The following is a 24,495-nucleotide window of genomic DNA, read 5'->3' on the forward strand; positions in this document are numbered from 1 at the left end:
CTCAGTGTGAGGAGAACCATCCGTGCCCACCGCATCCCGTTCCGCCAAGGCCACTCCCCCGAGGAAGCGCAGCAGCTCGCTCCGCCGGCCCGTGGCCCGCAAGGCCGGCTGGACCGACCTCGACGTACGCGCGGTCGACACCGCTCGCCTGCTCGCCGCCGACGCCGTGCAGAAGGTCGGCAACGGCCACCCCGGCACCGCGATGAGCCTCGCGCCGGCGGCGTACCTGCTCTACCAGCAGGTGATGACGCACGACCCCAGTGACGCCGCCTGGCTCGGCCGCGACCGGTTCGTCCTGTCGGCCGGCCACTCGAGCCTGACCCAGTACATCCAGCTCTTCCTGTCCGGCTACGGCATGGAGCTGAAGGACCTGAAGGCGTTGCGCACGTGGGGATCCATCACCCCAGCGCACCCCGAGGTCCACCACACCACCGGCATCGAGATCACCACCGGGCCACTGGGTTCGGGCCTGGCCTCGTCGGTCGGCATGGCCATGGCGCAGCGTCGCCAGCGTGGCCTGCTCGACCCGGAGGCCAAGCCGGGCGAGAGCCCGTTCGACCACCACATCTGGGTCATCGCCTCCGACGGCGACCTCATGGAAGGCGTGTCGGCAGAGGCCAGCTCGCTCGCCGGCCACCAGCAGCTCGGCAACCTCACCGTCATCTACGACGCCAACCAGATCTCCATCGAGGACCAGACCGACATCTCGTTCTCCGAGGACGTCGCGGCGCGATACCGGGCCTACGGCTGGGATGTCGTGGACGTCGACTGGCGCGGCGACGGTGACGGCGCCTCCTACGTCGAGAACATCGACGCGCTGTACGCGGCGCTCGAGAAGTCCAAGAAGGGCAACCGCCCCACGCTGGTGCAGCTGCACACGATCATCGCCTGGCCGGCCCCGACCAAGCAGGACACCGGCAAGTCGCACGGCTCCGCCCTCGGCGACGCGGAGATCGCGGCGACCAAGGAGCTGCTCGGCTTCAACCCCGCGAAGACGTTCGAGGTCGACCGTCCGGTCCTCGCGCACGCCCGCCAGGTGACCAAGCGCGGCAAGGCGGCGCACAAGGCCTGGGACAAGCGGTATGCCGCGTGGCGCAAGGCCAACGCGGACCGCGCCGCCATGCTCGACCGCCTCGTCGCGGGCGAGCTGCCCGACGGCATCGACGCCGCCCTCCCCACGTTCCCGGCCGACGCGGAGAAGGGCATGGCCACCCGCGCCGCGTCCGGCAAGGTGCTCACCGCACTCGCCGACGTGATGCCGGAGCTGTGGGGCGGCTCGGCCGACCTCGCCGAGTCCAACAACACGACGATGGAGGGCGAGCCGTCCTTCATCCCGCGCAACCGCCAGACCCGCGAGTGGAAGGGCGGCCCCTACGGCCGCACGCTCCACTTCGGCATCCGCGAGAACGGCATGGGCATGATCCTCAACGGGATCGCGCTCGAGGGGCTCACCCGCCCGTACGGCGGCACCTTCCTCGTCTTCTCCGACTACATGCGCCCCGCGGTGCGGCTCGCGGCCATCCAGCAGCTGCCCGTCACCTACGTGTGGACGCACGACGGCATCGGCCTCGGCGAGGACGGGCCCACCCACCAGCCGGTGGAGCACCTCGCCTCGCTGCGCGCCATACCCGGCCTCGACGTCGTCCGTCCCGCGGACGCCAACGAGACCGCGGCCGTGTGGGGCCAGGTCCTGCGCAACGCTCGTCCCGCCGCGCTGGCCCTGACCCGACAGAACGTCCCCGTGCTCGACCGCACCGTCTACGCGAAGGCTTCGAACGCGGCCAAGGGCGCCTACGTCCTCATCGACGGCGGCAAGGACGGCCGGTCCGCGCCGGACGTCATCCTCATCGCCACCGGCTCCGAGGTCGCGATCGCCCTCGAGGCGCGGGAATCTCTGGAGCGCCAGGGCGTTGCCACTCGTGTGGTGTCCATGCCGTGTCGCGAGTGGTTCGAGCAGTCCGGCAAGGCCTACCAGAACCGCGTCCTGCCGCCCGAGGTCCGGGCCCGGGTCAGCGTCGAGGCCGCCGTGTCGATGGGTTGGCACGACCTCGTCGGTGACGCCGGCCGCAGCGTGAGCCTCGAGCACTTCGGCGCCTCCGCCGACTACAAGACCCTCTACCGGGAGTTCGGCATCACGCCGGAGGCCGTCGTCAAGGCCGCCAAGGACTCCCTCAAGGACGCCAGGGCCACCGCGCGCAAGAGCGCGGCGCCCGCCGTCAACCAGACCCGGCCCCGGGCCGCGGTCTCGCCGACCAAGGCGACCGACACCACGACCAAGCGCAGCGCCGCCACGAAGAGCGCTGCATCCAAAGGGAAGTGACTCACGTGACTGACAACGCACTCAAGGCCCTCGCAGACCAGGGAGTCTCCGTCTGGCTCGACGACCTCTCGCGCGAGCGGGTCGAGACCGGCAACCTGCAGGAGCTCATCGAGAAGGGGGTCGTCGGGGTCACCACGAACCCGTCGATCTTCCAGGCCGCCCTCGCCAAGGGCGACCGGTACGACGCCGACCTGCGCCGGTTCGCCGCCGAGGGCAAGACCGTCGACGAGGTCGTCTTCAACCTCACCACCGAGGACGTCCGCAACGCGTGCGACGCCTTCACGCCGATCTACGAGTCGACCCACGGCGTCGACGGCCGGGTGTCGATCGAGGTCGACCCCCGCCTGGCCAAGGACACCGGCCGGACCGTCGAGGAGGCCAAGAAGCTCCACGACGCCGTCGACCGCCCCAACGTCCTCATCAAGATCCCCGCCACGGTCGAGGGCCTCCCGGCCATCTCGCAGGTGCTGGCCGAGGGCATCAGCGTCAACGTCACGCTGATCTTCTCCCTCGACCGCTACCGCGGTGTCATGAACGCCTTCCTCACCGGCCTGGAGCAGGCCCGCGAGAAGGGCAAGGACCTGTCGACGATCCACTCGGTCGCCTCGTTCTTCGTGTCCCGCGTGGACACCGAGGTCGACAAGCGGCTCGACAAGATCGGCACCGACGAGGCCACGGCCCTCAAGGGTCGCGCGGCCGTCGCGAACGCCCGTCTGGCCTACCAGGCCTACGAGGAGGTCTTCTCGACGCCGCGGTGGAAGAACCTCGAGGACGACGGTGCCCGCGTGCAGCGTCCCCTGTGGGCATCCACCGGTGTCAAGGACCCGGCCTACTCCGACACCCTCTACGTCTCCGAGCTGGTCGCCCCGCACACGGTCAACACCATGCCGGAGAAGACCCTCGACGCGGTCGTCGACCACGCCGACATCACCCGTGACACCGTGACGGGCGCCTACGCTGACGCCGCCGAGGTGCTCGACGCCCTGGAGGGGCTCGGCATCTCCTACGCCGAGGTCACCTCGCAGCTCGAGCGCGAGGGCGTCGACAAGTTCGAGGTCGCCTGGGGCGAGCTGATCGACGAGGCCCAGAAGGACATGGACCTCGCGCGCGCCGACGTGGAGCAGGGCGACAAGTGAGCGCACTCGGTGTGGTCGCCTCCGGCCCCGCCGCGGACGCCATCGCCTCCGCCGTCCCGGCGCTGGTCGAGGCGCAGTTCGCGAGCAAGCTGTTCGCGCAGGACGCGACGCTGTGGGGCGAGGAGGCCGAGTCCGAGTCGGCCATCCGCCTGTCGTGGGTCAACCTCGCCCGCACGTCGCGGCCGCTGCTCGGTGAGATTGCCGCGCTGCGCGACCAGCTGCGCGGCGAGGGCGTCGACCGGGTCGTGCTCTGCGGCATGGGTGGCTCCTCGCTCGCGCCCGAGGTCATCTGCGCGACGGCCGGGGTCGATCTGGTCGTCCTCGACTCCTCGCAGCCCGACATGGTGCGCTCCGCGATCGTCGACCTCGAGCGCACGGTCGTGGTCGTGTCAAGCAAGTCCGGCTCCACGGTCGAGACCGACTCGCAGCGCCGCGCCTTCCGGGCGGCGTTCGAGGACAAGGGGATCGACCCCACGACCCGCATCGTCGTGGTCACCGACCCCGGCAGCCCCCTCGACAAGGAGTCGCGGGCCGGTGGCTACCGCGTCATCAACGCCGACCCCAACGTCGGCGGGCGCTACTCGGCCCTGACCGCCTTCGGGCTCGTCCCCTCCGGCCTGGCGGGCGCCGACATCGAGGCGCTGCTCGACGACGCGGAGGCCGTGGCTGACGTGCTCAGCGCCGACGACGACGGCAACCCCGGGCTGCGCCTGGGTGCCGCCATGGCCGGCACGAGCCCCCTGCGCGACAAGCTCGTCCTCGTCGACGACGGCTCCGGCATCGTCGGGTTCCCCGACTGGGCCGAGCAGCTCATCGCCGAGAGCACCGGCAAGCAGGGCACGGGCATCCTGCCCGTGGTGGTCGGCTCGACCAGCGACCCCGAGGCAGCTTCGCCCGACGCCGACGTGAGCGTCGTCCGCCTCACCGGCGACGACGACGACACCGAGTCCTCCCACGAGGTCGTCCACGCCGACCGGTCCGAGATCGCGGTCAGCGGCCCGCTCGGTGCCCAGCTGCTGCTGTGGGAGGTCGCGACCGCGGCCGCCGGCAGGCTGCTCGGGATCAACCCGTTCGACCAGCCCGACGTGGAGAGCGCCAAGAAGGCTGCACGCACCCTGCTCGACCAGGGCATGGGCTCCTCCGACGCCCCGGCGGCGACCGACGGTGCGGTGGAGATCCGCGCCCTCGGCGGCAACTGGCTGGGTGGTGCCACGACGGTCCCCCAGGCGCTCGAGGCGCTGTTCGGACAGCTCGACACCGACCGTGGCTACGTCGCGGTCATGGCGTACCTCGACCGGCTCGCCGACGCCGGCCTGGCGTCCGTGCGGCCCGGGCTCGCGCGGCGTACCCACCGCCCCGTCACCTTCGGCTGGGGGCCGCGGTTCCTGCACTCCACCGGCCAGTTCCACAAGGGTGGCCCGGCCACCGGGGTCTACCTCCAGGTCACGACCGCGCCCCACGAGGACCTCGCCGTCCCGGGGCGGGAGTTCAGCTTCGGCGACTTCGTCGCGGCCCAGGCCGCCGGCGACGCGCAGGTCCTGGCCGAGCACCACCGCCCGGTCCTGCAGCTCCACCTCACCGACCACGACGCCGGACTGGCCCAGGTGCGCGAGGCCCTCGCGGCCCCGGCCGCCGAGGGCACGGACGCGAAAGGCAGTGCATGAGCCCCACCCGCGTGACGCAGGACAACAACCCCCTGCGCGACCCGCGTGACAAGCGCCTCCCCCGCATCGCCGGTCCCTGCGGCATGGTCCTGTTCGGTGTCACCGGCGACCTCGCCCGCAAGAAGCTCATGCCGGCGATCTACGACCTGGCCAACCGAGGACTGCTGCCGCCGGGCTTCTCGCTCGTCGGCTTCGCCCGGCGCGACTGGGCCGACCAGGACTTCGGCAAGATCGTGTACGACGCGGTCAAGGCCCACGCGCGCACGCCGTTCCGGGAGAGCGTGTGGCGCAACCTGGCCGAGGGGTTCCGTTTCGTGCCGGGCACGTTCGACGACCCCAACTCCTTCGACCTGCTCGCCGAGACGGTCAAGCTGCTCGAGGACGAGCGCGGCACCGGTGGCAACCAGGCGTTCTACCTGTCCATCCCGCCGGGCTCGTTCTCGACGGTCTGCGAGCAGCTGGAGCGCTCGGGCCTGAGCCGTCCCGAGGGCGACTCGTGGCGTCGCGTCGTCATCGAGAAGCCGTTCGGGCACGACCTCAAGAGCGCCCGTGAGCTCAACGACATCGTCGAGGGCGTCTTCCCCGCCGACTCGGTGTTCCGCATCGACCACTACCTCGGCAAGGAGACGGTCCAGAACCTGCTGGCCCTGCGCTTCGCCAACCAGCTGTTCGAGCCGGTCTGGAACGCCAACTACGTAGACCACGTGCAGATCACCATGGCCGAGGACATCGGCATCGGTGGCCGCGCGGGCTACTACGACGGCATCGGCGCCGCGCGCGACGTCATCCAGAACCACCTGCTGCAGCTCCTCGCGCTGACCGCCATGGAGGAGCCCGTCTCCTTCGCCGCGGAGCACCTGCGGGCCGAGAAGGAGAAGGTCCTGTCGGCAGTGCGCCTGCCCAAGGACCTGTCCAAGGCCACCGCCCGCGGCCAGTACGCCCCCGGCTGGCAGGGCGGCGAGGAGGTCATCGGCTACCTCGACGAGGACGGCGTCGCCAAGGACTCGCGCACCGAGACGTATGCCGCGGTCAAGCTCGAGATCGACTCGCGCCGCTGGGCCGGGGTGCCCTTCTACCTGCGCACCGGCAAGCGCCTCGGCAAGCGCGTCACCGAGATCGCCGTGGTGTTCAAGAAGGCCCCGCACCTGCCGTTCAACGACACGGCCACCGAGGAGCTGGGGCAGAACGCCATCGTCATCCGCGTGCAGCCCGACGAGGGCATCACCATGCGCTTCGGCGCCAAGGTGCCCGGCGCGCAGATGGAGGTGCGCGACGTGACGATGGACTTCGGCTACGGGCGTGCGTTCACCGAGTCCAGCCCCGAGGCCTACGAGCGCCTCATCCTCGACGTCCTGCTCGGCGACCCGCCGCTGTTCCCCCGTCACGAGGAGGTCGAGCTCTCCTGGCAGATCCTCGACCCGGTCGAGGCGTTCTGGGCAAAGCAGAAGACCGCACCCGAGCCCTACCTCTCCGGAGGCTGGGGCCCCGAGTCAGCCGACGAGATGATGCGCCGCGACGGCCGCGTCTGGAGGATGCCTTGACCACCCCATCCAGTTCGCCCACGCAGAGCGTGGGACCCGCGCTCGTGCCTCACTCCGATACTGAACGGGGACCCCGGTGATCATCGACCTGCCCAGCACCTCGACGGTCGCGATCAGCAAGAAGCTGGTCGCGCTCCGCCAGGACACCGGTGCCATGGCGCTCGGTCGCGTGCTCACCCTCATCATCGTCGTCGACGAGCAGGAGGCCGACGAGGCGATCGAGGCGGCCAACGACGCGAGCCGGCAGCACCCGTGCCGCATCATCGCGGTCGTCATCGGCAACAAGCGCGGCGCGTCGCGCATCGACGCCCAGATCAGGGTCGGCGGTGACGCCGGAGCCAGCGAGGTCGTCGTGGCCCGCCTCTACGGCCCGCTCACCGAGCACGGACGCAGCGTCGTCATCCCGTTGCTGCTGCCCGACTCCCCCGTCGTCGCGTGGTGGCCGAGCGAGGCACCCGTGAACGTCTCGAAGGACCCGATCGGCTCGATGGCCCAGCGCCGCATCACCGACTCGGCCGAGTCCAAGAACCCCCGCAAGTCGCTGCTCAACCGGGCCGACACCTACGCCGACGGTGACACCGACCTGGCGTGGACGCGCATCACCCTGTGGCGCGGCCTGCTGGCCGCCGCACTGGACCAGCGCCCGTTCGAGCCGGTCATCGAGGCCACCGTCACCGGTGGCAGCGACTCGCCTTCGACCGACCTGCTCGCGGCTTGGCTCGCAGAGACGTTGCGCTGCAAGGTGACTCGCGCCCGCAGCCGCGCCGGCACCGGCATGATCAGCGTGCGCCTCGAGCGCCGCAGCGGCGCCGTCGACCTCGTCCGTCCCGACGGCACCGTCGCCACCCTGACCCAGCCGGGCCAGCCCGTGCGCCGGATCACCCTGGCCCGCCGGGCGACCGCCGAGTGCCTGGCCGACGAGCTGCGCCGGCTCGACCCCGACGACATCTACGAGGCGGCGATCCGCAAGGGCCTGGCCCGGGTGGGGCGCTCGAGCCCGACGGCGAGCGAGGCGGTCCGCGAGGGCGATGCGCCCTCGCCCAAGGAGGCCGAGACCGAGGCGCGACGCATCGCCCGGGCGCAGCCCAAGGCGGGCAGCTCGGCCATGGTGGCGGCCTCCGACCCGGAGCAGTCCCCGGGGACGACGACCACGGTGAAGAAGGCTGCCGCCCGCAAGCTCGACGAGGCCAAGTCGGCACGTGTCGCGAAGTCGGGTGCGCCCAACAACGGCGCGGCGGGGGCGTCGGCGGACAAGGCGTCCCCCGGCGCCGCGTCCCCCAGCACGGCCAAGGTCCCCGCCAAGAAGAGCTCGGCGGCCGGGAGCAGCACCAAGAGCTCGGTCAAGGCGTCCGCGACGAAGGGCGCCGCCAAACCGTCCAAGGCGCCGAAGGCGTCCAAGTCGGCGGCGAAGGCGGGCTCGTGACCGCGGCGCCCGTGGTGCTGGTGCACGCCACCAAGCAGCTGCTCTCCGACGCGTCGGGGGCCAGGCTCGTCACGGCCCTGGTCGACGCCCAGGCTGCCCGCGGCCAGGCGCACCTGGTCCTGACCGGTGGGTCCATGGGCTCAGCCATCCTCGCCTCCGTCGCCGCCAGCCCGGCACGCGACGCGGTCGACTGGTCGCAGGTGCACGTGTGGTGGGGCGACGAGCGCTTCCTACCCATGGGCGACCCCGAGCGCAACGAGACGCAGAACCGTGAGGCGCTGCTCGACGCCATACCGCTCGACCCGGCCAAGGTGCACTCGGTCCCGGGCCCCGACGGGCCGGACGGCGACGACGTCGCAGCTGCAGCGCGCCGCTACGCCGACGAGCTCGCGGCCGCGTCGGACGAGGGCGCCGCGTCGCCGGTGTTCGACGTCCTGCTGCTGGGCGTGGGGCCCGACGGGCACGTCGCCTCGCTCTTCCCGGGCCACCCCGACCAGCTCGTCTCGGGGGTGTCCGTCGCACCCGTGCACGGCTCCCCCAAGCCGCCGCCGACCCGCATCACCCTCACCTTCGAGGCCCTCGCGCGCGCCGAGCGCACATGGTTCCTCGTCGCGGGTGCTGACAAGGCGCACGCCGTCGCCCTCGGCGTGGCCGGCGCCCCGCCTGAGCAGTCCTCGTGCGCCCAGGTCAAGGGACGAGCGGAGACGCTGTGGCTGCTGGACGCCGACGCGGCGTCCGAGCTCGCCTGACCTCGCGTCGCGATCGGCTGCCCCAGGCGCCACGTCCCTGCAAGTTTGAGCGGTTGACCCGGTCCTGGCCGGGTCAACCGCTCAAAGACTGCGTCGCCCCGGGTGCCGCGACGTCACTCACCTCGGAGGCCAGCTCACGCAGGTAGGTCGCGAACCCGCCACTCACCCGCCCACGCCAGCGGCTCGCCGTCCTCACCCGTACGGCGTCGGTGGCCACCCACGCGCTGCCGGACGCCTTGACCGCCTCGGCCAGCAGGACGTCCTCGTGCAGCGGCACGGCGGCGAACCCCCCAGCCGCCAGGTAGCTGCTCGCCCGGACGCCCAGGTTCGCCCCGTGGACGTGCGGGTGCCCCTCCCCGAGGTGGTGCCGCTGGGACCAGGCCCGGAGCACCCGCGTCTCGAGGTCGTAGGGCACCACGGTGCCGAGGACGAGGTCCAGGCCCTCGTCCGCGAGCCCGACCTGGGCCAGCAGCCAGTCGGCGGGTACCTCGGTGTCTGCGTCGGTGCTGGCGAGCCAGGTCCGGCGGTCGTCACCTCCCGCGGGGAGGGCGGCGGCGACGCCGGCTGCCCGCGCGGCGCCGACGCAGCCGGCGGTGGACACGAGGCTGGTCACGTCGCCGTACCCGGCCACGACCTGCGCCGACTGGTCCGTGCACCGGTCGAGGACGACCACCACCTCGACGCCGAGCTCGGGTCGCCGCTGCGCGAGGGCATGCCTCGCCACGCGTATCGAGTTCAGGCAGGCAGGCAGCAACCGTTCCTCGTCACGGGCCGGCACGACCACGACGACGCGCTCGACCGACGTCACGCCAGCCCCTCCGCGGCCGCAGGCGACGCGAAGCCGGGTCGGGCCAGCACGTCGACCCTGAAGTCCTGCTCCACATGGCTCACGACCGTCTCCATACCCACGATCCCCGAAGCCACTCGGTGCACGGTGTCCCCGTCCAAGGGCCAGCCTTGCACCGGGTGGCGCCAGTGGCACAGGACCAGGACCCCGTGCGGGGCAAGACATCCCACGGCGCGGCGCAGGGCCTCGTCGAGCTCGTCGGCGTGCCAGAAGTAGCCGATCTCCGACAGCACGACGACGTCGAACTCACCCTCCGGCCACTGCTGCGGGGCACGCAGCCGCAGCACCTGCACTCCGGGCACGTCGGCGAACCGTCGACGGGCTCGCGCCACCGCCTCGGCACTGAGGTCGGTCGCCACGACCGAGGTCGCCCGGGACGCCAGCTCGGCGGTGAGGACGCCGGTCGAGCAGCCCACCTCGAGCACCCGGCCCAGCCGCGCGGTGGGCAGGCACGACATCGTCACAGCCCGCTTGCGCTGCTCGTACCAGGAGCTCTCGAACCCCCACGGGTCGTCGCCGTCGCCGAACATCGCGTCGAAGTCCTGGTCGCTCCCCCGCGCCAGGTCGTCACTGTCGGGGGCCCGGGCGTCATCGACCTCGGGCCGCGCGCCGGACAGGAACACCTCGAAAGGACGGGCGAAGTGGACCAGGAACTCGGGCGTGAGCAGGGCCTCGTCACCCGGCGACGGCGACAGGGCCGCGGTCTGTGACGTGTGGCAGGCCAGCGCCTCGGCCTTGAGCCGCTGCAGCTCGGGGTCGAGGTCGAGGCACGTCACGTCCAGGCTGTCGAGGGCCGCGGTGGCACCCCAGTGCCACAGCCACACGGGGTACTCCAGCAGGCGGGCGCCGGCCCCGGACGCGACGCGAGCCGCGACCCGCCCGGTTGCCTCGTGGTCTGCGTGGCCGTCGCGGCGCCACGGCGCGGCGACCAGGGTGCTCGGGCCGACCAAGGGCGCCAGCGCCTGCTCCAGCTCGTCCTCGTGGTCGGCGAGCTGGCTGTCGGGCAGCGCGAGCAGCACCAGGTCGGCTCGCGCGTGCACCCGCACCACCGCATGCCGGACCTCCTCCACGCGCAAGGCCGCGAGCTGGTCCGGGCGGTGGGTCGTGGAGTCGGGGTGTGACGCCTCCCCCGACGTCGCGACGACGACGGTGGCGGGCAGCCCCGCCCGTCCTGAGGCGGCGAGCAGGCCCGCAGCGGCCAGCGTCTCGTCGTCCGGGTGGGCCGCGACCACGACGACTCCCGTCGAGGCGCCGAGCAGCTGCCGGTCGCCGACGCGGGTGTGGGTCCACAGGGCGCGGAGCCACTGCGCCTCCGGGGTACCCGCGGCGTGCGGGTCGAAGCCGGGTGCCTCGCCGTCCGGACGGCTGCCGGCGTCGCTCACGGTCGGTCGCTCACGGTCGGTCGCTCACGGTCGGTCGCTCACGGTCGGTCGCTCNTGGTCGGTCACTGCCGGCTGCCAGCACCTGCGCGCCGAGCGCCGCCTCGTCACGCTCGGCGTGGTGCTGGCGCAGGTAGACCTGCAGGTCGGCGGTGCGGGCGGCGTGCGCGGCGTCGGAGGTCAGTGGACCCGGCCCGAGGGCGTGGCCCACGCGCGTGGCGACGTCCTCGGCCACCGAGGCGACCACGCTGCGTACGCGTGCCGCGAGCAGGGCACCGGCGGCACCGTCGGCATTGCCGGCGTCCACCGCGGCAGCCGCCTCGGCCAGCACCGCGCGGGCGGCGTGCAGGCCGGTGTCGACCGCCCCGACGTGCATGAGCGCGACCTGGTCGGGCGCCCGGCGACCGGCTGTCGCAGCGAGGGTGCGGGCCATCCCGACCGCCCCGCCGTACCAGCAGGCCGCGACCCCCATGCCGCCCCACGCGAAGCCCGGGCGCTCGAGGTACCACTCGTCCCCACCCACCGGCTGGGCCGGCACGGCGTCGTAGTGGGTGGCCACGCTGGTGAGCTCGGGCAGGCCGCGGGAGACCCAGCCGGTCGGGTCGTCGTGGGTGACCCCGGGGTGACGCAGGTCGACGGCGAACGCGCGGCGGGCCGTCGGCGAGGTGTGGGCGGTCACGACGGCATGGGTCAGGTGCTGGGCCAGCGAGCACCAGGGCTTGGTGCCGGTGAGCGTCCAGATGCCGGTGTCGTCGGCCACGGCCTCCAGCCGGACCCCGGGCGCGTGCGCGGCGTAGACGCCCCAGGACTGCCCGGGACCAGCGCAGTCCCCCGCACCCGCCTGGTCGAGGATGGCGAGGGCGTCGAGGTGCGGCTCGACCGCCCGGGCGACGGTGAGGTCGACAGCAGCGAGCGAGGCCAGCAGCGACCACAGCTCGGCTGTGCGCCCGTGCCCGGGAAGCGGGACGTCGCCGAGGTCGTCGAGCAGGGCCAGTGCGGCGCCTGGGCCACCGGCTGCGTCCACCGCTCGCCGGAGCAGCTCGTCGACGCCCATGGAGGCCGCGCCTCCGGAGCCGGTGCCGGGCACGACACCCGAGGCACCCGGAGCGAGCTCCACCCAGACCGGGTCCGCCCCGGCAAGTCTCGCAGCCATCGGGTGCGGGGTGGGTGCTACTGGATCAGCTTGCGGTCGCGCAGGGTCGCCAGGGCCTCGTCGAGGATCGCCTTGCCGTCGGCGTCGGAGCGGCGCTCCTTCACGTAGGCCAGGTGCGTCTTGTAGGGCTCGACCTTCGGCGGGGCGGGCGGGTTGGCCTCGTCCTGGCCGGCGGGGAACCCGCAGCGCGGGCAGTCCCAGGTCTCGGGGACCGCGAGGCCCGGCTCCTCGGCGAAGCTGGGACGGGTCTGGTGGCCGTTGGCGCACCAGTAGGACACGAAGACGCGAGGAGCGGCGTCGCCGCGCTCGGCCTCGCCCATCGGGCCGGCGCCGACTCGGCTGCCGCGGATTGCGTTGCCACCTGCCATGTTGGAAGTACTTCCTCTCGGGTCAGGCGGAGAAGCGGTCGATGAGACCGATGCCGACGATGCACGCGAACCACACGATGCCCACCGCGACGGTGAAGCGGTCGAGGTTGCGCTCGGCCACGGACGACGAGCCCAGCGAGGTGGACATGCCACCGCCGAACATGTCGGACATGCCGCCACCCTTGCCCTTGTGGAGCAGGATGAGCAGCGTCAGGAACAGACCACCGATGACCAGCAGCACCTGCAGGCCAATGCGTACGGCTTCCACGGTTCACCCATCTTCGTCGACAACAGTCCGCCACCGAAACGGCAGCAGCGGTCAGGATACCTGTTCGCCGCGCCGGCCAGAACCGGCCGCGCCGGGCTCAGGCCGTCTTGTGGTGGTCGCGGTAGCGACAGATGGAGGAGAACTCCTCCGGCACGATCGAGGCACCGCCGACGAGGGCGCCGTCGACGTCCTCCTGCTCCATGATCGCGGCGACGTTGGCCGCCTTGACCGAACCGCCGTACAGCACCCGCACGCTGTCGGCGAGGCTGCCGCTGTAGAGCTCGGCCAGCTTGGTCCGGATGGCCGCACACACCTCCTGGGCGTCCTCGGGGGTGGCGACCTCACCGGTGCCGATCGCCCACACGGGCTCGTACGCGACGACCAAGGTCGCGGCCTGCTTGGCGGTGACGCCCGCGAGCCCGGCCTCGACCTGGGCCAGGACGTGCTGCACGTGCTCGCCTGCCTGTCGGACCTCGAGCCCTTCGCCCACGCAGAAGATCGGGACGAGCCCGTGCTTGAACGCAGCCTTGACCTTGGCGTTGACGACCTGGTCGGTCTCGGCGTGGTACTCGCGCCGCTCGCTGTGGCCGACCACGACGTAGCTGCACCCCAGCTTGGCCAGGAACGCGCCGGAGACCTCACCGGTGTAGGCACCGGCGTCGTGGACCGACAGGTCCTGGGCGCCGTGCCGCAGCTGCAGGCGGTCACCGTCGATGAGCGTCTGCACCGAGCGCAGGTCCGTGAACGGCGGGAGCACGACCACCTCGACGGCGGCGAAGTCGTGGCGGCCGTCGCGCAGGGTCCAGTCGAGCTTCTGCACGAGGTGGGTCGCCTGCAGGTGGTCGAGGTTCATCTTCCAGTTGCCCGCCATCAGGGGCGTGCGGCCGGAGGTCTTGGCTGCCATGGGGTGGTCCTAGGGGTGTGACGGTGGGCCGGGCGCTGGGCCCGGCCCACCGGGGACGTCGTGGGGCGGGTGGTGCGGTGGTCAGGCGCGGGTCTCGTCGAGCACCGTGAGACCCGGGAGCTGCTTGCCCTCGAGGTACTCCAGGCTCGCGCCACCGCCGGTGGAGATGTGGCCGAACTGCTCGTCGGCGAACCCCAGCTGCCGCACGGCCGCAGCGGAGTCGCCTCCGCCGACGACCGTCAGGGCGCCCTGGGCGGTCACCTCGACGAGGGCCTTGGCCACGGCAGCCGTGCCGGCGGCGTACGGCTCCATCTCGAACGCCCCCATGGGGCCGTTCCAGAAGACGGTGCGGCAGTCGGCGAGCTTCTCGGCGAACAGCACCCCGGACTCGGGGCCGATGTCCAGGCCCATCCGGTCGGCCGGTATGGCGCCGGCCGGCACCACGTCGTGCTCGGCGTCGGCCGAGAACTCGGTCGCGGCGACGATGTCGACGGGGAGCACGATCTCGACACCTCGCTCCTCTGCCTGGTCGAGGTAGCCCTTGACCGTCTCGACCTGGTCGACCTCGAGCAGGCTCTTGCCGACCTCGTAGCCCTGGGCCGCGAAGAACGTGAACACCATGCCGCCGCCGATGAGCAGGCGGTCGGCGGTCTGCAGGAGGTTGTCGATGACCCCGAGCTTGTCGGACACCTTCGCGCCACCGAGCACCACGGCATACGGGCGCTCGGGGTCCTGGGTCAGGCGCTGGAGCACGCCCACCTCGGTCTCGACCAGGCCACCGACAGCGGACGGCAGCAGGCGGGCCACGTCGTAGACGCTGGCCTGCTTGCGGTGCACCACCCCGAACCCGTCGGACACGAAGACGTCGGCGAGACCGGCCAGCTGACCGGCGAACTCGGCGCGCTCCTCGTCGGTCTTGGCCGTCTCCCCCGCGTTGAACCGCAGGTTCTCCAGCAGCACGACGTCGCCGTCCTGCGCGGCGTCGACGGCCGCACGGGCGCTGTCACCCACGGTGTCGGTGGCGAAGGTGACGTCGCGGCCGAGGACCTGCCCGAGGCGCTCGGCGACCGGGGCCAGGGAGTACCTGTCCTCGGGCGCGCCCTTGGGGCGCCCGAGGTGGGCGCACACGATGACGCGTGCGCCCGCCTCGGACAGGGCCTTGATGGTCGGCGCGGACGCCTTGATCCGGCCGTCGTCGGTGATGGTGCGCCCGTCGAGGGGCACGTTGAGGTCTGACCGGACGAGGACGCGCTTGCCGCGCAGGTCGCCCAGCTCGGAGATCGACTGCATGGGTCGGCTCAGTCCGCTCGGTGGGCGGCGCTCAGAGCGACGAGCCGACGAGGGTCACGAGGTCGGCGAGGCGGTTGGAGTAGCCCCACTCGTTGTCGTACCAGCCGACGACCTTGACCTGGTTGCCGATGACCTTGGTGAGGCCGGCGTCGAAGATGCAGGACGCCGGGTCGGTCTCGATGTCCTTGGAGACGATCGGGTCCTCGGTGTAGACGAGGATGCCCTTGAGCGGGCCCTCGGCGGCGGCCTTGACCGCGGCGTTGACCTCCTCGACCGTGGTCTCGCGGGACGCCTCGAAGGTGAGGTCGGTCGCCGAGCCGGTGGGCACGGGCACACGCAGCGCGTAGCCGTCGAGCTTGCCCTTGAGCTCGGGCAGCACGAGGGCGACGGCCTTCGCCGCACCGGTCGTGGTCGGCACGATGTTGAGGGCGGCGGCGCGAGCGCGGCGCAGGTCCTTGTGCGGGCCGTCGTGCAGGTTCTGGTCACCGGTGTAGGCGTGGATCGTGGTCATGAGGCCCTTGACGATGCCGAACTCGTCGTTGAGGACCTTGGCCATCGGCGCCAGGCAGTTCGTGGTGCAGGACGCGTTGGAGATGATCGTGTGCTTGTCGGCGTCGTAGGCGCTGTCGTTGACGCCCATGACGACGGTGACGTCCTCGTTCTTGGCCGGGGCCGAGATGATGACCTTCTTGGCACCGTTGTCGACGTGCACCTTGGCCTTGGTGGCGTCGGTGAAGAAGCCGGTCGACTCGATGACGACGTCAGCGCCCAGCTCGCCCCACTTGAGGTTGGCGGGGTCGCGCTCGGCGAAGACCTTGAACGTCTTGCCGCCGGCGGTGATGTCGGTGTCGGTCGAGGTGACGTCACCGTCGAAGCGACCGAGGATCGAGTCGTACTTGAGCAGGTGCGCCAGCGTGGCGTTGTCGGTGAGGTCGTTGACGGCGACGATCTCGATGTCGGCGCCGGAGGCGACCACAGCGCGGTAGAAGTTGCGGCCGATGCGGCCGAAGCCGTTGATGCCTACGCGAACAGTCACGATGCCTGGTCCTTCTCAGATGGGGACGGTATGCCGCGTGGCGCGGCACGAGTGTTCGCTCCGACCCTATTGGATCGGGCGGCCACGTCGACAGCGTGGTCCGGTGTACGGGCCGGTAACCGGCGGCCGCAAACCTGCCGGCAGGCCACGGCGACGAGCCGGCGACCAGCCAGGTGCAGATGGCGATGTGCAGAAGGCGAGGTGCAGCCGGCTAGGAGTCGCCGCCGTAGAGGTCGCGCGTGTAGACCTTCGCCTCGACGTCGCGCAGCTCGGCCACCATGCGGTTGGCGACGATGACGTCGGACTCGGCCTTGAACGCCGCGAGGTCGCGCACCACCCGGGAGCCGAAGAAGTGGTCGCCGGTCAGGCCCGGCTCGTAGACGACCACCTCGACGCCCTTGGCCTTGATGCGCTTCATGATCCCCTGCACGCTGCTGGACCGGTAGTTGTCCGACTCGGACTTCATGATCAACCGGTGGATGCCGACCACCGTGGGTCGGCGGCGCAGGATGTCGTTCGCGACGAAGTCCTTGCGGGTGGTGTTGGCGTTGACGATGCCCTCGATGAGGCTCTGGGGCACGTTCTGGTAGTTCGCCAGCAGCTGCTTGGTGTCCTTGGGGAGGCAGTATCCGCCGTAGCCGAAGGACGGGTTGTTGTAGTGGTGCCCGATCCGCGGGTCGAGGCCGACACCGTCGATGATCTGGCGCGAGTCCAGGCCGTGGGTGGCGGCAAAGGTGTCGAGCTCGTTGAAGAACGCCACCCGCATCGCCAGGAAGGTGTTGGCGAACAGCTTGATGGCCTCGGCCTCGGTGCTGTCGGTCAGCAGGACGGCGACGTCGTCCTCCTGCGCCGCCTCGAGCAGCAGGTCGGCGAACCGCTGGGCCCGGTCGCTGCGTTCCCCCACCACGATCCGTGACGGGTGGAGCAGGTCCCACAGCGCCTTGCCCTCGCGCAGGAACTCCGGGCTGAACACGACCGAGTCGAGGCCGAGCCGCGCCGACACCTCCTTCGTGAAGCCCACCGGCACGGTCGACTTCACCACCAGGGTCGCGGCGGGGTTGCGGCTCGAGGCGTCCTTGAGGACGGACTCGACGCTGGAGGTGTTGAAGTAGTTGGTGTCGGGGTCGTAGTCGGTGGGGGTGGCGACCACGACGAACTCCGCCCCCGCGTAGGCCTCGTCGGGGTCGGTGGTGAACGACAGGTCGAGGCCCCCGCCCGCCAGGAAGCGCTGGATGTCGGCGTCGTGGATGGGGCTGGTGCCGCCCTTGAGGGTCTGGACGCGCGCCTCGTCGATGTCGAGGGCCACGACGGGGTGCCGCTGCGCGAGCAGCACGGCGATCGAGAGCCCGACGTACCCGGTGCCGACGACCGTGACCCTGGTGCGGGCGGGGCCCTGGTCGGGGCCGGTGCCCCGGTTGGGAGCGGTGCCCTCGTCGGGGACCGCGCCCTGGTCAGGGGCGGCGCTCACGCGTCGAGCATGTCGGGCGTGAGGTTGGCCTCGGTACCGGGGATGCCGAGGTCCTGGGCCCGCTTGTCGGCCATCGCGAGCAGGCGGCGGATCCGTCCGGCCACGGCGTCCTTGGTCATCGGCGGCTGCGCCAGCTGGCCCAGCTCCTCGAGCGAGGCCTGCTTGTGCTGCAGACGCAGCTCGCCCGCCTCACGCAGGTGGTCCGGGATCTCCTCACCGAGGATCTCCATGGCGCGGTGCACGCGGGCGCCGGCGGCCACGGCCGCACGGGCGGAGCGGCGCAGGTTGGCGTCGTCGAAGTTGGCCAGGCGGTTGGCGGTGGCGCGCACCTCCCGGCGCATCCGGCGCTCCTCCCAGGCGAGGACTGCCTCGTGGGCGCCGAGCCGGGTGAGCATGGCGCCGATGGCGTCGCCGTCGCGGATGACCACGCGGTCGACGCCGCGGACCTCGCGGGCCTTGGCCTGGATGCCGAGGCGGCGCGCTGCACCGACGAGCGCCAGTGCTGCTTCGGGGCCCGGGCAGGTCACCTCGAGCGCGGACGACCGGCCGGGCTCGGTGAGCGAGCCGTGGGCGATGAACGCCCCGCGCCAGGCAGCCTCGGCATCGCACGCCGAGGCGCTGACGACCTTGGGCGGCAGGCCGCGGACCGGACGGCCACGGGAGTCGATGAGGCCGGTCTGGCGGGCGAGCGCCTCGCCGTCCTGCACGACGCGGACGACGTAGCGGCTGCCCTTGCGCAGGCCACCGGCCGCCAGGACGAGCACCTCGCACGGGTGGCCGTAGAGGTCGCCGATGTTCTTGCGCAGGCGGCGGGCGGCGTTGGCCGTGTCGAGCTCGGCCTCCACGACGATCCGGCCGCCCACGATGTGCAGGCCACCGGCGAAGCGCAGCGTGGCGGCCACCTCGGACTTGCGGCAGCAGGGTTTGGTGACGTCGAGCCTGCTCAGCTCGTCCTTGACCCGCGCCGTCATCGCCATGCCGTCATCCTGCCATCTCGCCGTACCGAGCCGGTGCAGTACCGACCGCTGCCTTCGTCCTGCCGGGCTCGTGCGTCACCGCACCGACAGGGCCTCACCCGAAGACGTCACGGTACGCCGCCGCGAGCCGCAGCGAGTCATGGTGCCCCGGTGCCCCGCGCTGTGCCACGGGCGCGATGACCACCTCCGCGCCGAGGCGCCCGGCCGCGGCCCGGAGCTCGTCGACGTCGTCCACCGCGACCGGGTCGGCCAGGACCACGTCGAGGCGCAGCCGGGGCGCGTGGTCGGCCAACGCCTCCACCTGCCGGGCACAGCTGAACCCGGCGGTCTCGCCGGAGTGCTCGAGGTTGAGGGTCAGCAGGCGCCGGGCGGAGGTGTCGTGCAGGGCGTCGCGCAGGCCGGGGACCAGCAGGTGCGGCATCACTGAGGTGAACCACGACCCGGGGCCCAGGATCACCCAGTCGGCCTCGCGGACCGCCTCGATCGTCGCGGGGGCCGAGGGCGGGTCGTGGGGCTCGAGGGCAATGCTGCGCACCCGTCCGGTGGTGGACGCGACCGCGACCTGGCCACGGACCGTCTGCACCGCCGAGGCGTCGGACGGGTCGAGACCCTCGATCTGGGCGGTGATCTCCAGCGGCACGGCCGCCATGGGCAGGACGCGCCCCCGGGCGTTGAGCAGGCGTCCGACCAGGTCGAGGCCGGCGACGGGGTCGCGGTCGAGGTCCCACAGGGCGGTGATGAGCAGGTTGCCGAGCGCGTGGCCGCCGAGCGGGCCGTCCCCGTGGAACCGGTGCTGCAGGACGTCGCGCCAGGTGTGGCCCCACTCGGTGTCGTCGCACAGCGCGGCCAGGGCCATCCGCAGGTCGCCCGGCGGCAGCACGTTGAACTCGTCGCGCAGCCGTCCCGACGAACCCCCGTTGTCGGCCACCGTGACCACGGCGGTGATGTCGTCGCAGACGAGCTTGAGCGCCTCCAGCGAGGCGGCCAGGCCGTGCCCACCCCCCAGGGCGACGACCGCGGGACCGCTCACTCCTGCCCCAGGTCGCGGTGGACGACGAACGTCGCGACGTCGTCGGTGGACAGCCGCGAGCGCAGGGCCTCGGCGACCGCCACCGACCGGTGCTTCCCGCCGGTGCAGCCGACGGCCAGGGTGGCGTAGCGGCGGCCCTCGCGGACGTAGCCGGCGACGACGGGCTCCATCAGGGCGGCGACCCGCTCCACGAACTCGGGCGCCCCCTCCTGGCCCAGGACGAACTCGGACACCTGCGGGTCCTTGCCGGTGAAGCTGCGCAGCTCGGGGATCCAGAACGGGTTGGGCAGGAAGCGCATGTCGAACACGAAGTCGGCGTCGAGCGGCACGCCGTACTTGAACCCGAAGGACATGACCGCGATCCGCACCTTGGGCCCGGCCCCCTCGCCGGCGAAGACAGGGTGGACCTTCTTGGCGAGCTGGTGGACGTTGAGGCCGGAGGTGTCGATCACGACGTCGGCCACCGACCGCAGGTCGGCCAGCATCTCGCGCTCGCGCACGATGCCGTCGAGCAGGCGACCCTCGCCCTGGAGCGGGTGCGGGCGGCGGACCGACTCGAACCGCCGGACCAGCGCCTCGTCGGTGGCGTCGAGGAAGACCAGGTTGGGGTGCCAGTTGCGCTCGCGCAGCTCGCCGAGGGCGGTCTGCAGGTGGGCGAAGAACCCGCGGGCCCGCACGTCGACCACGGCCGCGATCCGCGGCAGGCGCGCCGAGCTGCCCTCACCGTGCGCGAGGTCGGCCAGCGACACCAGCAGGTGGGGCGGCAGGTTGTCCACGACGTACCAGCCGGAGTCCTCCAGGACGTTCGCCGTGGTCGACCGGCCGGCGCCGCTCATCCCGGTGACGATGACCAGCTCGGGGCGCTGCCCGTGCTGCCCCTCGTCGTGCCCCTCCTGCTGCTCGGATCCCGCGGTGTCGCCTGGGGTGTCCCCTGCGGTTCTCACTGCCCTGCCCCGTCCTCGTCGATGATCTCGCCGGTCATGAGGTTGACGGCCGGTGTGGCCGGGCCCTCGCTGGACAACTCTGCCGCAATCGTGGCCGCCAGCGCAGGGCCGATGCCCGAAACCGCCACGAGGTCATCGACCGAGGCGGCCCGGACCTTCTTCACCGAGCCGAAGTGGCGCAGCAGCGCCTTGCGCCGGGTCTCCCCCAGGCCGGGTATGCCGTCGAGGGCGCTGGCGGTCATCGCCTTGGACCGGCGCTGGCGGTGGAACGTGATGGCGAAGCGGTGCGCCTCGTCGCGGACCCGCTGGAGCAGGTAGAGCCCCTCGCTCGTGCGCGGGAGGATGACGGGGTAGTCCTGCCCCGGCACCCAGACCTCCTCCAACCGCTTGGCGAGGCCGACGACCGCGATGTCGTCGATGCCGAGCGCGGACAGTGCCGCCCGCGCCGCGTTGACCTGCGGCAGGCCGCCGTCGACGACGACGAGGTTGGGCGGGTAGGCGAACTTCCTCGGCTTGCCGGTGTCGGGGTCGATGCGTTCCGGGCCGGCCTCGGGGTCGGGGCCCAGCTCGACGTCGGAGGACTGGTCGCGCTCCTCGAGGTAGCGGCTGAACCGCCGCGTCAGCACCTCGTCCATGGCCGCCGTGTCGTCGACGTCCTCGCCGCGGATGACGAACCGGCGGTACTCGGACTTGCGGGGCAGTCCGTCCTCGAAGACGACCATCGACCCCACGACCTGGGACCCCTGGATGTGGCTGATGTCGTAGCACTCGACGCGCAGGGGGGCGTCGACGAGGTCGAGGGTGGACTGCAGCTCCTGCAGCGCCTGGCTGCGTGCGGTGAGGTCGCCCGCCCTGGCCAGCTTGTGACGGGCCAGGGACTGCTTGGCGTTGCGGTGCACGGTCTCCAGCAGGGTGCGCTTGTCACCGCGCTGGGGCACGCGCAGGTCGACGTTGGAGCCGCGCAGCGACCCGAGCCAGGTCGACACCGCGTCAGGGTCGTCCGGGAGCACGGGCACGAGGACCTCACGGGGTACGCCCTCGCCGGACTCGCCGCCGTACACCTGCTGCAGGAGGTGGCCGACGATCTCGGGGACGGACTCGGCGTCCATCTCGGCGACCCAGCCCCGCTGGCCGCGCACGCGGCCGCCGCGGACGTGGAAGACCTGGACGGCGACCTCGAGGCCGTCCTCCTCGAGGGCGAACACGTCGGCGTCGGTGCCGTCGCCGAGGACCACGGCCGACTTCTCCAGGGCCTTGCCCAGGGCGACGAGGTCGTCGCGGAGCCGGGCAGCCTGCTCGAACTCCAGCTCCCGGGAGGCCGCGGCCATCTCGCGCTCGAGCCGCTTGACGAAGCGGGTGGTGTTGCCGGCCATGAAGTCGCAGAAGTCGGCGGCGATGTCGCGGTGCTCCTCCGGGCTCACCCTGCCGACGCAGGGCGCGGAGCACTTGTCGATGTAGCCGAGCAGGCACGGGCGCCCGACCTGCCCCGCGCGCTTGAAGACGCCGGAGGAGCAGGTGCGGACGGGGAAGACCCGCAGGAGCAGGTCGAGGGTCTCGCGGATGGCCCAGGCGTGGGCGTAGGGGCCGAAGTATCGGGTGCCCTTGCGCTTGGCGCCGCGCATGACCTGTGCGCGGGGGAACTCCTCCCCCATCGTCACGGCCAGGTAGGGGTAGGACTTGTCGTCGCGGTACTTGACGTTGAAGCGCGGGTCGAACTCCTTGATCCAGGAGTACTCGAGCTGCAGCGCCTCCACCTCGGTGGACACCACCGTCCACTCGACGCTCGCCGCGGTCGTGACCATGGTGGCCGTCCGCGGGTGCAGGGCCGACAGGTCCTGGAAGTAGGAGGACAGGCGGGGGCGCAGCGACTTGGCCTTGCCGACGTAGATGACGCGGCGGGCCGAGTCGCGGAACCGGTAGACGCCGGGGTCGACCGGGATCTCCCCCGGGGCGGGGCGGTAGGTCGACGGGTCAGCCACGAGTCCACTCTATGGAGCGCCACCGACGCCCCCGCGCCGAGGTGAGGTTCGCCGGGGTGAGGTTCAGGTGACGCTGATGCCGTCCCCGCTGATCGTGACCTTCTTCTCGGGCAGCGGGGAGGAGGCCGGTCCGTTCTTGACCGCGCCGGTGGTGATGTCGAACTTGCTGCCGTGGCAGGCGCAGTTGATGGTGCCGTCCGAGACGTCCGCGACGATGCACGCCTGGTGGGTGCAGACCGCGCTGAAGGCCTTGAAGTCCCCGGACGTCGGCTGGGTGACGACGACCTTCTGGTCAGCGAAGATCTTGCCGCCGCCCACCGGCACGGTGGCCTTGGAGATCGCGTCCTTCACGGCGTTGGTCGCCGAGCCGGCGGCGTCGCTCGCAGTCTGCTGGGCCGAGCCGCACCCCGCCAGGGAGGCTGCGCCCACCGCACCGACGGCGCCGAGGCCGGCGGAGGCGAGGACGGTCCGGCGCGAGGGGCCCTCGAGGGATCGGTCGTCGGTCTGGGTCATGGTGCGCCTTTCGGTGGGGAGCCGCGCACAGGGGTCGTCCGGTGCGGTGCGAGGGCCCGAGTATGCCGCCCGCACCCGGTAGGACGAACGGGGCCCGACGAGAGTTCACCGGGCCGTCTGGACGGCCGGTGTCTGGGATGTGCCGTTTGGTGAGACACGTGGTAACGACACGGTCACGCCTGAGACCAAGGTCCCCCTGTTCCCTGCGAGCCGCGTCATAGTCTGCACAACACCCCAACCGGGGTGACCGTGGGTGCTGCCTACCGCCGTCTCCACGAGCACCAAAGTGACTTCAGGAGGAGTCTTGCGTTCCGTCTTCAAGATTGGCGCGCCCGTCGTGGCTGCTGCCCTCGCACTGAGTGCCTGTGGTGGCACCACCAACGACGCCGGCTCCGGCAGCGGCGGCAAGGCGTGTGACCTCAAGATCGGCTTCTTCGGTGCACTGACCGGAGACGCCGCCAACCTCGGCATCAACATCAAGAACGGCGCCGAGCTCGCCGTCACCCAGTACAACGAGAAGCACGCGGACTGCAAGGTCTCGCTCACCTCGTTCGACAGCCAGGGCGACCCCTCGATCGCCCCCGGACTGGCCCAGAAGGCCGTCACCGACAAGAAGCTGGTCGGCATCGTCGGCCCCGCGTTCTCCGGTGAGTCCAAGGCTGCCGACCCGATCTTCGACAAGGCCGGCCTCAACATCATCACGGCCTCCGCCACCAACCCGGCGCTGTCCGAGAACGGCTGGAAGACCTTCCACCGCATCCTCGGCAACGACGCCACCCAGGGCCCGGCCGCGGCGAAGTACATCAAGGACGTCCTCAAGGCCCAGAAGGTGTTCGTCTCCGACGACACCTCCGAGTACGGCAAGGGCCTTGCCGACATCGTCAAGAAGGACCTCGGCTCGGCCGTGGCCGGCAGCGACGAGACCGCGGCGGACGGCAAGCAGGACGACTTCTCCCCCACCGTCACCAAGGCCAAGGCCTCGGGCGCGACCGTGTTCTTCTACGGCGGCTACTACTCCAACGCGAGCAAGCTCGTGAAGCAGCTCAAGTCCGGTGGCTTCACCGGCACCTTCGTCGCCGCCGACGGCGTCAAGGACGACGGCTTCATCAAGGGCGCCGGTGCGGCTGCCGAGGGCGCGATCGTCACCTGCCCGTGCCTGCCCCCGGACAAGGCTGCCGAGTTCTCGGCCGCCTACAAGAAGGCCTACAACTCCGACCCCGCGACGTACTCGGCCGAGGCCTACGACGCCGCGAACGTCTTCCTCGCCGGCATCGCCGCGGGCAAGACGTCCTCCTCGGACATGAACGCCTTCATCGGCTCCTACAGCGCCCAGGGCGTCACCAAGAACGTCAAGTTCGACGCCAAGGGTGAGCCCTCCGAGGTCTCCGTCTGGGCCTACAAGGTCTCCGGCGGCAAGATCGTCCCGGACCAGGAAATCAAGTAGCACCACACATGGCGGCCAGGGCTCTCTGCATCGAGGGTCCTGGCCGCTACCGTGTTCCCGTC

General features: G+C 71.7%; 20 protein-coding genes. 7 read left to right on the forward strand and 13 right to left on the reverse strand.

Translation table 11 applies throughout. From position 1 onward, the window contains the following. Positions 1–22: 22 nt before the first annotated feature. From tkt to pgl, 6 genes are all read left to right on the forward strand, one after another. Complete coding sequence (tkt, locus tag ASG70_RS18210; protein ID WP_056885228.1) at positions 23–2,320, forward strand: transketolase; 2,298 nt, start codon at positions 23–25, stop codon at positions 2,318–2,320. A gap of 5 nt (positions 2,321–2,325) precedes the next feature. Then, positions 2,326–3,456: a transaldolase gene (gene tal, locus ASG70_RS18215; protein WP_235531574.1), complete on the forward strand. Its 1,131-nt coding sequence runs from the start codon at positions 2,326–2,328 to the stop codon at positions 3,454–3,456. Further along, complete coding sequence (locus tag ASG70_RS18220) at positions 3,453–5,120, forward strand: glucose-6-phosphate isomerase (protein ID WP_056885230.1); 1,668 nt, start codon at positions 3,453–3,455, stop codon at positions 5,118–5,120. The genes tal and ASG70_RS18220 overlap by 4 nt, the downstream gene beginning before the upstream one ends. Then, on the forward strand, positions 5,117–6,661 hold the full coding sequence (zwf, locus tag ASG70_RS18225; RefSeq protein ID WP_056885231.1) for a glucose-6-phosphate dehydrogenase: 1,545 nt from the start codon (positions 5,117–5,119) through the stop codon (positions 6,659–6,661). Before ASG70_RS18220 ends, zwf begins: the two co-directional genes overlap by 4 nt. Positions 6,662–6,737: 76 nt before the next feature. Next, positions 6,738–8,084 (forward strand): glucose-6-phosphate dehydrogenase assembly protein OpcA, encoded by a 1,347-nt coding sequence (gene opcA, locus ASG70_RS18230; protein WP_082590997.1) that lies wholly within the window; start codon positions 6,738–6,740, stop codon positions 8,082–8,084. Next, positions 8,081–8,833: a 6-phosphogluconolactonase gene (pgl, locus tag ASG70_RS18235; protein ID WP_056885232.1), complete on the forward strand. Its 753-nt coding sequence runs from the start codon at positions 8,081–8,083 to the stop codon at positions 8,831–8,833. The genes opcA and pgl overlap by 4 nt, the downstream gene beginning before the upstream one ends. Before the next feature lie 73 nt (positions 8,834–8,906). Here pgl and ASG70_RS18240 read toward each other — a convergent pair whose 3' ends face one another. The 13 genes from ASG70_RS18240 to ASG70_RS18305 all read right to left on the reverse strand — a co-directional run bounded on the left by ASG70_RS18240 (position 8,907) and on the right by ASG70_RS18305 (position 22,989). Beyond that, complete coding sequence (locus ASG70_RS18240) at positions 8,907–9,641, reverse strand: glycosyltransferase family 2 protein (RefSeq protein ID WP_056885233.1); 735 nt, start codon at positions 9,639–9,641, stop codon at positions 8,907–8,909. Further along, positions 9,638–11,062: a PIG-L family deacetylase gene (locus ASG70_RS18245; RefSeq protein ID WP_056885234.1), complete on the reverse strand. Its 1,425-nt coding sequence runs from the start codon at positions 11,060–11,062 to the stop codon at positions 9,638–9,640. The genes ASG70_RS18240 and ASG70_RS18245 overlap by 4 nt, the downstream gene beginning before the upstream one ends. A gap of 1,167 nt (positions 11,063–12,229) precedes the next feature. After that, complete coding sequence (locus ASG70_RS18255; protein WP_056885235.1) at positions 12,230–12,580, reverse strand: RNA polymerase-binding protein RbpA; 351 nt, start codon at positions 12,578–12,580, stop codon at positions 12,230–12,232. 22 nt (positions 12,581–12,602) lie between these two features. Then, the gene (secG, locus tag ASG70_RS18260; RefSeq protein WP_056885236.1) at positions 12,603–12,848 is read right to left on the reverse strand and encodes a preprotein translocase subunit SecG; all 246 of its coding nucleotides are present in this window, start codon (positions 12,846–12,848) and stop codon (positions 12,603–12,605) included. Between the two features lie 97 nt (positions 12,849–12,945). Beyond that, entirely contained in the window at positions 12,946–13,752 is an 807-nt protein-coding gene (tpiA, locus tag ASG70_RS18265; protein ID WP_056885237.1) for a triose-phosphate isomerase, read from the reverse strand. Positions 13,753–13,833: 81 nt separating this feature from the next. Then, complete coding sequence (gene pgk / locus ASG70_RS18270) at positions 13,834–15,042, reverse strand: phosphoglycerate kinase (RefSeq protein ID WP_056885238.1); 1,209 nt, start codon at positions 15,040–15,042, stop codon at positions 13,834–13,836. Between the two features lie 31 nt (positions 15,043–15,073). Then, positions 15,074–16,078, reverse strand: coding sequence for a type I glyceraldehyde-3-phosphate dehydrogenase (gene gap, locus ASG70_RS18275; protein ID WP_056885239.1), 1,005 nt, complete (start codon positions 16,076–16,078; stop codon positions 15,074–15,076). Between the two features lie 211 nt (positions 16,079–16,289). Further along, the gene (locus tag ASG70_RS18280; protein ID WP_082590998.1) at positions 16,290–17,546 is read right to left on the reverse strand and encodes a nucleotide sugar dehydrogenase; all 1,257 of its coding nucleotides are present in this window, start codon (positions 17,544–17,546) and stop codon (positions 16,290–16,292) included. Then, on the reverse strand, positions 17,543–18,523 hold the full coding sequence (gene whiA / locus ASG70_RS18285) for a DNA-binding protein WhiA (protein WP_056885240.1): 981 nt from the start codon (positions 18,521–18,523) through the stop codon (positions 17,543–17,545). The genes ASG70_RS18280 and whiA overlap by 4 nt, the downstream gene beginning before the upstream one ends. A 94-nt stretch (positions 18,524–18,617) precedes the next feature. After that, positions 18,618–19,553: a uridine diphosphate-N-acetylglucosamine-binding protein YvcK gene (gene yvcK / locus ASG70_RS18290; protein WP_056885241.1), complete on the reverse strand. Its 936-nt coding sequence runs from the start codon at positions 19,551–19,553 to the stop codon at positions 18,618–18,620. Continuing rightward, on the reverse strand, positions 19,550–20,497 hold the full coding sequence (gene rapZ / locus ASG70_RS18295; protein ID WP_082590999.1) for an RNase adapter RapZ: 948 nt from the start codon (positions 20,495–20,497) through the stop codon (positions 19,550–19,552). The genes yvcK and rapZ overlap by 4 nt, the downstream gene beginning before the upstream one ends. After that, a complete protein-coding gene (gene uvrC, locus ASG70_RS18300; protein WP_056885242.1) occupies positions 20,494–22,476 on the reverse strand; it encodes an excinuclease ABC subunit UvrC in 1,983 nt (660 codons plus the stop codon). The genes rapZ and uvrC overlap by 4 nt, the downstream gene beginning before the upstream one ends. A 63-nt stretch (positions 22,477–22,539) precedes the next feature. Next, complete coding sequence (locus tag ASG70_RS18305; protein ID WP_056885243.1) at positions 22,540–22,989, reverse strand: Rieske (2Fe-2S) protein; 450 nt, start codon at positions 22,987–22,989, stop codon at positions 22,540–22,542. A gap of 304 nt (positions 22,990–23,293) precedes the next feature. Between ASG70_RS18305 and ASG70_RS18310 the strand changes: the two genes are divergently transcribed. After that, positions 23,294–24,433 (forward strand): branched-chain amino acid ABC transporter substrate-binding protein, encoded by a 1,140-nt coding sequence (locus ASG70_RS18310; RefSeq protein ID WP_082591000.1) that lies wholly within the window; start codon positions 23,294–23,296, stop codon positions 24,431–24,433. The last annotated feature ends 62 nt before the right edge of the window (positions 24,434–24,495 follow it).

The sequence above is a fragment of the Phycicoccus sp. Soil748 genome (genome assembly GCF_001428025.1).
In the GTDB taxonomy this organism is placed as follows: domain Bacteria; phylum Actinomycetota; class Actinomycetes; order Actinomycetales; family Dermatophilaceae; genus Pedococcus.

Bases quoted from the DNA above. Each gene is read 5' to 3' on its own strand.
- ASG70_RS18255 (WP_056885235.1), bottom strand. From the start codon at position 12,580: ATGGCAGGTGGCAACGCAATCCGCGGCAGCCGAGTCGGCGCCGGCCCG.
- whiA (WP_056885240.1), bottom strand. From the start codon at position 18,523: ATGGCGATGACGGCGCGGGTCAAGGACGAGCTGAGCAGGCTCGACGTC.
- ASG70_RS18305 (WP_056885243.1), bottom strand. From the start codon at position 22,989: ATGACCCAGACCGACGACCGATCCCTCGAGGGCCCCTCGCGCCGGACC.
- tpiA (WP_056885237.1), bottom strand. From the start codon at position 13,752: ATGGCAGCCAAGACCTCCGGCCGCACGCCCCTGATGGCGGGCAACTGG.
- zwf (WP_056885231.1), top strand. From the start codon at position 5,117: ATGAGCCCCACCCGCGTGACGCAGGACAACAACCCCCTGCGCGACCCG.
- pgk (WP_056885238.1), bottom strand. From the start codon at position 15,042: ATGCAGTCGATCTCCGAGCTGGGCGACCTGCGCGGCAAGCGCGTCCTC.